The 11,107-nt window shown below is 36.0% G+C and carries 9 protein-coding genes; 1 reads left to right on the top strand and 8 read right to left on the bottom strand.

Features of this window, described 5'->3' with window-relative positions; all coding sequences use genetic code 11:
* Nucleotides 1–125: 125 nt before the first annotated feature.
* Complete coding sequence (locus tag AC1M36_RS24780) at nt 126–2,792, top strand: cation-translocating P-type ATPase (RefSeq protein WP_336453289.1); 2,667 nt, start codon at nt 126–128, stop codon at nt 2,790–2,792.
* A gap of 33 nt (nt 2,793–2,825) precedes the next feature.
* Here the strand turns inward: AC1M36_RS24780 and AC1M36_RS24785 are convergent, their stop codons facing one another.
* The 8 genes from AC1M36_RS24785 to AC1M36_RS24820 form a co-directional block, all read right to left on the bottom strand.
* The gene (locus AC1M36_RS24785; protein WP_336453288.1) at nt 2,826–3,911 is read right to left on the bottom strand and encodes a toxic anion resistance protein; all 1,086 of its coding nucleotides are present in this window, start codon (nt 3,909–3,911) and stop codon (nt 2,826–2,828) included.
* A 19-nt stretch (nt 3,912–3,930) separates the two neighbouring features.
* Nucleotides 3,931–5,562: a YceG family protein gene (locus AC1M36_RS24790; protein WP_479846308.1), complete on the bottom strand. Its 1,632-nt coding sequence runs from the start codon at nt 5,560–5,562 to the stop codon at nt 3,931–3,933.
* A gap of 118 nt (nt 5,563–5,680) precedes the next feature.
* Entirely contained in the window at nt 5,681–6,472 is a 792-nt protein-coding gene (locus tag AC1M36_RS24795; RefSeq protein ID WP_336453286.1) for a TerC family protein, read from the bottom strand.
* Nucleotides 6,473–6,543: 71 nt separating this feature from the next.
* A complete protein-coding gene (locus AC1M36_RS24800) occupies nt 6,544–7,122 on the bottom strand; it encodes a TerD family protein (RefSeq protein ID WP_336453285.1) in 579 nt (192 codons plus the stop codon).
* Between the two features lie 79 nt (nt 7,123–7,201).
* A complete protein-coding gene (locus AC1M36_RS24805) occupies nt 7,202–7,786 on the bottom strand; it encodes a TerD family protein (protein ID WP_336453284.1) in 585 nt (194 codons plus the stop codon).
* 23 nt (nt 7,787–7,809) lie between these two features.
* Nucleotides 7,810–8,406 (bottom strand): TerD family protein, encoded by a 597-nt coding sequence (locus AC1M36_RS24810; RefSeq protein WP_336453283.1) that lies wholly within the window; start codon nt 8,404–8,406, stop codon nt 7,810–7,812.
* 128 nt (nt 8,407–8,534) lie between these two features.
* Complete coding sequence (locus tag AC1M36_RS24815; protein WP_336453282.1) at nt 8,535–9,413, bottom strand: ROK family protein; 879 nt, start codon at nt 9,411–9,413, stop codon at nt 8,535–8,537.
* 69 nt (nt 9,414–9,482) lie between these two features.
* A partial coding sequence (locus tag AC1M36_RS24820) for an SH3 domain-containing protein (RefSeq protein ID WP_479846309.1) occupies nt 9,483–11,107 on the bottom strand: 1,625 nt, incomplete at its 5' end.

Below are 11,107 nucleotides of genomic sequence, written 5' to 3' on the forward strand. Positions count from 1 at the left end.
TCCTTTCGCTTCCCTACATTTATTTTCCAAATACTGTACAATAAAAAGAGAACTTCACCATAGACCTCACAACGAATACTCTCCACTTTACCATGGCTAACTGTGTTTACCGGAGGTGCTTATCGATGAACAATTGGTATAGTAAAACGAAAGATCAAACAATACTTGCACTTGAAACAAATGAACAACATGGTTTAACAGATGAAATGGTACAAAACCGCCTAACAAAATATGGCCGAAACGAACTCACGACGAAACAAAAGAGAACTTTATGGCAACGTATTTTTTCCCAAATTAATGATGTCCTCGTCTATGTTCTTTTAATTGCCGCTCTTATCTCTGCCTTTGTAGGTGAATGGGCCGATGCTAGCATTATTGCTCTCGTTGTTGTTTTAAACGCTGTAATTGGTGTCATTCAAGAATCGAAAGCAGAACAAGCGCTAGAAGCATTAAAAAAGATGGCCACGCCTAAAGCAATTGTAAAACGAGATGGGGAATTAAAAGAAATACCAGCCGAACAAGTCGTTCCAGGTGATATTGTTATGCTCGATGCAGGACGATATATTCCTTGCGACTTACGCCTTATCGAAACTGCAAATTTAAAAATTGAGGAGTCTGCATTAACAGGCGAATCTGTTCCTGTTGATAAAGATTCACTTTACCATCCTTCTCTTCAAGGCGAAGAACAAGTCCCACTAGGTGATCAAAAAAATATGGCCTTTATGTCCACTCTTGTTACATACGGACGAGGTGTTGGCGTTGCTGTTGAAACAGGAATGAAATCACAGATTGGAAAAATTGCTACTCTTTTGCATGAAACTGATGATGATGCAACACCACTTCAAAAAAGCTTAGCTCAAGTCGGAAAATATTTAGGATTTGTAGCTGTAGCAATTTGCATCATTATGTTCTGCATCGGATATTTCCAAGGACGAGACACACTAGAAATGTTTATGACTGCCATTAGTTTAGCCGTTGCTGCGATTCCAGAAGGATTACCCGCAATTGTTTCTATCGTTCTCGCAATCGGCGTACAGCGTATGATTAAACAAAACGTAATCATTCGAAAGCTTCCAGCTGTTGAAGCACTCGGTTCCGTTACAATTATTTGCTCAGATAAAACTGGTACATTAACACAAAACAAAATGACTGTTACTCATTTCTATAGTGATTGTACATACGACAAACTCGAAAATTTAAACGTAAATAATACAGTCCATCATTTGCTATTAGAAAATATGGTCCTATGTAATGACGCATCTTATACAGCTGAATCACAGACTGGTGATCCAACCGAAATTGCTCTTCTTGTTGCCGGTAACATTTTGGGTGTTCAAAAAGATACGTTAGAAAATCAACATAGACGTGTAAACGAATTGCCATTTGATTCCGAACGCAAAATGATGTCAACACTGCATGAGTACAATGAAAACTATTACAGCATGACAAAAGGCGCAATCGATAAACTTTTACCTCGTTGCACCCATATCTTTATAAATGGTAAAACTGAAATGTTAACTGATGCTTATAAAGAAAAAATATTAAAAGCGGCTCAAATGATGTCTCAACAAGCTTTACGTGTGCTATCATTTGCTTTCAAACAACATGCTACAGAAAGAATCACTAACGATTCTCTAGAGGAAAACCTTATATTTATAGGGCTTGTCGGTATGATTGATCCACCTCGAACAGAAGTGAGAGCATCTATTGCCGAATGTAAAAACGCAGGAATTCGTACTGTTATGATTACAGGAGATCATAAAGATACTGCTTTTGCCATCGCAAAAGAACTTGGTATTGCAGAAAAAGAATCTGAAGTCATGATTGGAACAACATTAGATCGTATTTCAGACGAAAAATTAGCAAATGAAATTAATCATTTAAATGTATTTGCACGTGTTTCTCCTGAGCATAAAGTTAAAATTGTCGGGGCACTACGTGCAAAAGGAAATATTGTTTCTATGACTGGGGATGGAGTCAATGATGCACCGTCTTTAAAACAAGCAGATATCGGAGTCGCAATGGGGATTACAGGGACAGACGTCGCTAAAGGTGCAGCTGACATGGTTTTAACAGACGATAACTTCTCATCTATTGTCAAAGCTGTTGAAGAAGGAAGAAATATTTATCGCAACATAAAAAAATCCATTCTTTTCTTACTCTCTTGCAACTTTGGAGAAATTATTGCACTATTTTTAGCTATTTTACTCGGATGGGCTACACCGCTTCGTCCGATTCACATTTTGTGGGTGAATTTAATTACAGATACACTTCCCGCTTTATCACTTGGGGTTGATCCAGAAGATCCAGATGTGATGAAAGAAAAGCCGCGCCGTACGAAAGAAAGCTTATTTAGTGGTAGCGTTTCTTTTCTTATTCTAAACGGGATCGTCATAGGGATCCTTACTTTAATCGCCTTTATTGTTGGAGCGAAATTATATACAGGAGATACAAATATCTTCCCACTGTTCCCATCTCAAATTGATGACGATGCATTACTACACGCTCAAACAATGGCGTTTGTCGTACTTAGTTTTTCACAGCTTGTTCATTCGTTCAACTTACGATCAAGCACAAAATCAATCTTTTCAATTGGAGTATTCACAAATAAATACTTAGTTTTCTCCCTACTTATCGGTATCTTGATGCAAATATGTATTATCTCGATCCCACCGATTGCTAATATATTTGGGGTACATGCCTTAACATTAAAAGATTGGGGATTTGTTATAGTACTAAGTATGATTCCGCTTGTTGTAAATGAGATTATAAAGGTGTTTAAGAGAAGTTAAAAGGCAATGAGGAATCTCCTCATTGCCTTTTTATTACCCTCGTAATTCTTTTTTAATATTCTCTGTAAGTTCTGCCATACGTTTACGACTTTCTTCACGTTCACGTTTATTTTGTTCTTCGATTTGCTGTGTTTCTTGCATACCTCTTGAAATGATATTCCATGTTTCTTCAAGTGTTTCCATTTTAATACTAGAAGAACCAGAAAGTCTTGCTACCTCAACACTTTGCGTTGCAATATTTTGTGCATTTTTCTTAAGTAGCTCATTCGTACGGCGATCAAGCTCAGCCATAGAATCCGCAACAAGCTTTTGGCGTTTTGCATTCACAGCTTGAATAATTCCATTTTTAAAAATAGGAATTGTTGTAATAAACGCTGTATTAATTTTACCAATTAATTTGTTATTACCACGCTGAATCATACGAATTTGTGGTGCTGTTAATAACGCAACCATACGAGCCTTCTCTAGATCATCAATACGTTGTTCTAAAATTTCAACAGAGTTTCTCAAAGATTCTAATTCAATACCTGCCAATTGATCATTATTTCGAACGCGCTCTTCATACATTGGAACTAGTTCTGTGTTTAGGCGCTCTAGTAACATTTCTCCTGCTACTACATATTTCTCTAAGTCTAAATAATATTTTAAATTCTGTTCATATAAACCATCTAACGTACCAATCGACTTTTTCATTTCATCTTGGTATTTTGTAATTTCCACATATACTTTGTCGATTTCACGCCCCATCGTTTGATACTTACTAAAGATTTGTTCAATCATTTTATCTGCTTTTTTAAACATACGGGAGAAAAATCCGCTTTTCTCTTCCGCAAAATCCTTACTATCAAACCTGTCCATGATTTTGCCAAGTTGTTTTAATAAGTCACCAGAATCTTCTATCTTTGATAAAGACATTGTATGTAAAATCTGATCCGCAAAACGTGAAATCTCCATAGAAGGTTCTTTACCAAGCTCAATTAGTTCCAGCTGATCTTTAATATCAACGGCATTATAAATACGTTGCACTTCAGCATCTTGTCTCAGCTGCATGCGAAGATCTTGTGCAGTTTGCTCATTTAATTCTGTTTTCGGATCTAGTACGATAGGATTATTATTCATATGTTATTTCTCCCCTTCTTTATAAAAATGGACGAAATAGTCCTTTTATTGTTTGAGATAAATTCTTATAGGCCGATGGACCATGAAATTCAAGATCAAAATTCACTTCTTCAAGCCAATGCGAATCGAATGCTCCTGCTTCAATATACTGTTCAATATCATTTCTTCCTGTCGGATTGAAGTGCAATACATCAATTCCAATTTGATTTAAGAACAGCAGTAAAACAGAATCAGAACGAGTTAATTCTCCGCTTTTCTCATTATTAAATATAACAATTTTTGGTACTTCTTGCGAATAATCAAATTTCTCAAGTAACTCTAAAATATGAGGTGGAATTTGGGACAGCTGCGCAAAAACATACAGTGCTACCTCTTGTTTCGTTTCTTTCCCCACAGGTTTACAAAGTTCACTTTCACACGTATGAATAATTGCCTCTGCGATTCCATGTTGTAGTCCTTCAGGTAAACGCTTGTGTGGCCACCAATGACTGTTCATGATTTGATCGGGATGTAGTTTCCCAGCACGGTCTAATGCATCTCGATAATGAAATTGGAAATTTGCTTTTTGTTCTTTTGTAAATGGAAATGTATTAATTAACAAGCTATTATCAAATGATGTGACCGCCTTTAATCGTTGGAAGTATTCTTTATCATTTTTTGAAACGCCTGATACTTTCGCAAATAAAGACGGAATATAGATATGTTTATTTTCCACAAAGAATGTTGGACGTACAAATGCCTTCTCTTTCGTAATTAAAAATAGTTCATCATATGTTGTTTTTAGCGTACGTGCCACAGGTGTATAAGTACGGAATTGCCACGGTTTGTATAATAAAGAATTATCATGGTGGAGTACTTGTTCAATTTCTTTCGATGCTTGGTAAGCAACCGTTGCGACACGTTCCCTGCGCCGATCTGGAAATGGTTCTAATGAAATGCGACTTGGATGAGAAATAACAAATGTCTTTTCTTCATCATCAACACTTTCAAAGCCATCTTTTCCTTCTGGATGATAATATAAAACATCACACCCGAGCATAATAAGAAAGTATAAGAAATAGATACGACTCTCCTTCGCATCCCCATACCAAACGATGCGAGGCATTTGTTTTTTATAATTAATTGTCGAAAACCACTTCGCTACGTAATTTTCGCTTAATTTAATGATATCAATTAAGAAACGTCGAAAACCTTCTGTTTTTAATGATTGATTATGTTGTTTCTCATATAATTTCAATATAGAGATAAATGTTGTATGTATATAATGTTGTAAATCTGGATTATCAACTTTAGGTAACAACTGTTTTCCTGATAAATGTGCAACAAGACGATTTACAGTAAGACCATTCGGTGCTTCTTGATGAAGCGTAAATACTTCTTGAATATGACGGAGCTTCTCAGAATTGATTACTTTATTCAAGTTTTGTTCATGCAGTACATGAATGCCTTTCGCTTCACTATAATCAAACAGTTCATTAAAATATTCATCTACATCGTTAGGAACACCAAGAATACGACAAGCTATGTAGCTAAATTTCATCTCATTCTCTGTTAATTCATACTGTGGGCGCTTTTCTAAAATCGTTTCAAATTGTTTTAAATCAGCTTCTTCTTTTAATACATGTGGATGAAGTGTAAAACGCGAAAACACGACAGTTCACCTCCGAAAAACATTTACTTTTTTTGGAAATAATATCTTATCTCTTTTATTATAAACTATTTTAGGTTATAAAAAATGGGCGCTCGCATAACGAGCTAACCCATTTCAATTATTTATCTTCTTTCTTAGTAGCCGCAACCTCTTCGCGAGCTTGTCCAGAATTTCGCATATAATGCAAAATAAATGTCGCTCCAAATGCAACGACTAGAATAATAAAGAATACTGTATGGCTAATGTGAATATCAACGACAGACAACAACATTTTCGTTGCGATGATTAAAATTAAAATATATGCTGTCGTTTCAAGCTCTGGAATACGTTCTAGTAATTTTAAAAATACACCAGCAATACCACGCATCATTAAAATACCAAGCATTCCACCTAATAGTAGAATCCAAACTTCATTGGAAACACCAAATGCTGCAAGAACGCTGTCTACTGAAAAGGCGATATCCATTAATTCAACCATGACAACTGTTCCCCAGAAAACACCAAATATTCTAAAGAGAATGCTGTTTTGATTCATACCATGAGCTTCTTCTTCTTCATTTTCACCTTTTTTCTTATCAATGAAGTACTTCACTGATAACCAAGCAAGGTAAAGTGCACCAAGAACCTTCACCCAAGCTAATTTAATTAAGAACATTCCGATTCCAATTGCGATAAAACGAAATACATAAGCTCCAATAAGTCCATAGAATAATGCTTTTTTACGTTTTTCCTCTGGTAAATGTTTTACCATTACCGCTAACACAAGTGCGTTATCGGCAGATAATAAACCTTCGAGTACAACAAGTGTACCGATTAACCCCCATGATACTGGATCTTGCAACACCTTAATCCACATGTCCAAATCAAAAAATTGGGCATACGTATCAAGAATGCCTTGTAAAATGCTCATCTTACTGTTGTCCCCTATTCTTTGCTAGATTTATAGAAAGGCGAAAAAAGGAAACGAAGTTCGTTTCCTTCTTATGCATCCAAGCCATACGCTCTTACAAGCGCACCTAATCCACCTTGGAATCCACTTCCTACTGCATTAAACTTCCACTGTCCATTATGACGGTATAATTCACAAAAGACAACTGCTGTCTCAATGGAGAAATCTTCCCCTAAATCAAAACGAAGAACTTCTTCATTTGTCTCTTCATTTGCTAGACGAACAAATGCATTTGCAACTTGTCCAAAGTTTTGATTGCGTCCTTCTGCATCATAAATCGTAACGGTAATTGCAATTCTGTGCACATCTGCTGGAACTTTCGCTAAATCTACAACAAGTTGCTCATCATCACCTTCGCCAGCACCAGTACGGTTATCACCTGTATGTAAAACCGATCCACAAGGAGATTGTAAGTTGTTATAGAAAATAAAATCTGTTTCTTTCGTACATTTTCCATTTGCATCTAATAAGAAAGCAGATGCATCTAAATCATAATCAGATCCGCCGTCATATGATTTAATATCCCATCCAAGACCGATAACTGCCTTGGTAAGACCTGGGCTTGTTTTACCTAAATCAATTTTCTGTCCTTTTTGTAATTGAATAACCATCTATATTCACCTCTTATACTATGATTCTAAAAATATATACATGAGTGAAGTACCTATTCACTCATGTATATTTTTCTCATTACTCTACATCTAAACCAAAGTTGTTACATAACGCACCTAATCCGCCTTGGAATCCACTTCCAATTGCATTGAACTTCCATTCACCAGCATGACGATATAATTCACCGACTACTACTGCTGTTTCAATAGAGAAGTCCTCCCCAAGGTCATAACGAATTAGCTCCGCGCCTTTTTCTTCATCTACAATACGTACGAAAGAATTAGATACTTGTCCGAAATTTTGGCTACGGCTTTCTCCATCATAAATTGTAATTGTGAAGCAAATACGTTCAATATGCGCTGGAACATTCTTTAAGTCCACCTTAATTGTTTCATCATCGCCTTCACCTTCACCGGTACGATTATCTCCTAAGTGCTCTACAGAACCGTTTGCACCCTTTGGATTGTTATAAAAAACAAAGTCTTCTGGACCTGATACTTTACCGTTTGCACCTACTAGGAAAATACTAACGTCTAAATCAAAATCATTTTGTCCATCATAACGATTTGTATCCCACCCAAGACCTACAAGAACGTTAGAAAGACCTGGATTTGTTTTTGTTAAATCTACCTTTTGTCCTTTTTTTAACGAAATCGATGCCATATATTATTCCTCCTTAAATTGTATTATTGATAACGTGATACAATCTCACTTAAATTTTTATCTTGTGTACCTTCTCCAACTGCAGAAAACTTCCATTCACTGCTATGACGATACATTTCACCTGCAACTAACGTTGTTTTCCCGCCGTAATTTTCCGACAAATTATAACGCGCTAATTCTTCACGTGTTTGCGGATTTTGAATCCGAATATACGCGTTCTGAATCATTCCAAAGTCTTGGCGACGATTCACGCAATCATAAATATTTACAACAAATACTAAACGATTAATACGGCTCGGAACTTTATGTAATTCTACGAAAATCGTTTCATCATCGCCAGCACCTTCACCTGTTAAATTATCACCTGAATGAATAACGCTTCCACAAGCAGATAGCTTATTACCAAAGTAAACAAGATCATTTTTATTTAAAAAACGATCATTTTCTAGCATAATCACAGATGCATCACAATCAATGTTTGGTTTGCTTCCAAATAACGAAGATAGAAACCCACCTGATTGTCCAATCGGATCCCATCCTAAGCCAACCTGCAATTTTGCTACTCTTGGTTGTCCCTTCGTTAAGTCAATCTTCTGTCCTTTTTCTAAAATAATAGGCATGAAGTTTCTTCCTTTCTACAAGGTACTTTCCAAATGGGAAAATATTGTATTCTTCTCTTATATTGTAGCATTATTTGTCGATTGAAAAAAAGAATAAATTTTCAATTATATGAAAACATTCACGTCATTTATTCATGAGGATGTAAGAAGTGGTAAATTGATCCAATCACACCCGCATGATTACGATTTTTCGCTAGTTTTATTTCACAATTTTGATAGATTCCTTGTTCCAAATATTTTTGCACCTCTTTTTTCACTTCTTCTAACAATACATTCCCACGCTCAGTAATACCACCGCCAATAATAATCGCTTGTGGATTAAAGATATACGCAAGATTACTAATTCCAATCGCTAAATGTTTAAAGAATACTTGAACTGCTTCAATGACTTCTTTATCCTTCTTATCGTATAACTCAAAAATTGTTTTTCCATTCCAGTTACCATCACCTTTATATTGCTTTACAAGACGGATTAACCCTGAAATAGATGCAATCTCTTCAAATCGTTTTCCTTCAATTAACATGTTCCCCCATTCACCAGCACTAAATGAATGTCCACGGTACAACACATGATTAATAACAATAGCACCACCAATTCCCGTTCCAAGGGTAAGCATAATAAAATTTTTCTTTTGCCTTCCCACTCCTTGCCATTTCTCTCCTAATGCTGCACAATTTACATCATTTTCAATTGAAACAGGGATCTTTAGCGTAGTTTGCAATCTATCAACAATAGGAGTTCCGGCATAGCGAGGAATATGATCTACGCCACCAGTTACCATTCCTTTATGTATATCAACAATTCCTGCTGTACTAATGCTAATTCCAGAAATATTATGCTTACTCATTAAATGTTGAGACAAACTGATAAGCTTTTGAACAATTTGTTCGCCACCTAAATGTGCCTCGGTAGAAACGATTTGATGTACTAGTACTGTTCCAAATTCTGAAACAACCCCATACTTAATTTGTGTACCCCCAATATCAAACGCAATATATTTTTTCATCCTGTCACTTCTTTCTAACGGTATGACCCTGTTCTGCTAAATTGATAAAATACAAGATCCCCCTCTACCTTAATAAGAGTTTACTAGCTTCACTGATTCTGTCTTCACATAAACACTATTATATGCTTTATTATCTGAAACGATTTCATAATATGAACCTTGCGGCGTATGAATCGTATTTTTAATCGCCACCATTATATTTCGAGACGTGGAACCATTTTGATTTCCAGCTAAATTTTTATACACCGCTGAACCTGTTTTCAAGGTTCCAAGTTGGTATTTATTTAAATCTTTACTTCCGTTCATTGCATCGATTCTATACATAAGCGATGCAATTTGTTGTCCCCAGTTTTCATCACTTGCATACATGACGTTCATGCCTTGTGCCTTATCACCTAAATTCCCACCATTATACGTGTTTCCACTTGGTGTTAAGTAATGTTTGTCGATGTACGCTGCACAAAAGTCAATGCCTTCTTCCCATGTTTTAAATCCAGTTGCTCCGTTATAAGGATCTGAGTCTACTGCTCTAAATCCAAATAAATTTTTCTTGTCTTGTGCAATACGACTTGTTCCCCAACCAGATTCTAAAATTGCATGTGATAATAAATATCCAGCATTCATCTTATACTTCTCTGCCGCACTTACAAAATATTTCCCTAATCCAATGAGAGGACTATTAGCATTAGATTTACGTAAGAAACTATCAATCTCTTCTCCTGTATACGTAGAAGTTACGCGCAATGGCACATATTCAAAGTATTGATAACTATCTTTTCCACCAATTTGTGTTTTATCAAATGCCTCGTATCGCTCACCTTCTTTCAAATGCTTCGGTGAATTGCCAACTTGATACGTTGCATATTTACCAGTAGAAGAGTTATACACATAGTGGTATAATTTTCCGTTTTTTGCTGAATAATAAGAAGTTGCTGCCCCTGTCATTGTCGGATGCAATGTTACATCATCTATATTCACATACCCTGTCAATCCATCAATTTTCACATGTATACGATCACCTACTGCTTTTACAAACTTTAAGTCTGCTCCACCTTTTACATACGTAAGCTTCTTCCCAGTCGTAATATCATAAATATAAATAACACCATTCGCTCGAACAAACCCTTGCTTCATATTCAAAACTTTACCGCCGCTTGTAATATAAGCATCTTCTTTCATATTTTGCATAATTTGCTCAGCTTCTACTTCATTTGGCTTTTGGATTTTTTGAGATGAAGTAACAATTTCATACGAAGAAGAACCTTGCTTCATTTTTAAAAATTGTAATGAGACATATCCTTCACCTCCGCTAAACCGAACTTTTGCCCAGCCACTCTCTTTAGCAACTATTGTAACAGTCTCTCCATTTTTCAAATGACCAATGATTGTAGTTCCTGTAGATGGACCTTGACGAACATTTAATAAAGACGCATTTACAACTGCTCGTTCTTCTATAACTTGTCCAGGAACAGTCGGATTTGTAGGATTTATTCCAATTTGAACAAACTCTAGCGAGATGTATCCTTCATTTCCTTTGTAATTAATCTTCGCCCAGCCATTTGCTTTTCCTAAAATCGTTACTTTTTCTCCGTTTTTCAAGTTTCCTAGTATCGCACTGCTTGTATTCGCTTGGCTTCTCACTCGTAAACTTGTTGCGGTAATTATTCCACCTTCTTGTGCTTCATTTGTGATGT

The organism is Bacillus sp. Medicinal_06 (genome assembly GCF_056711665.1).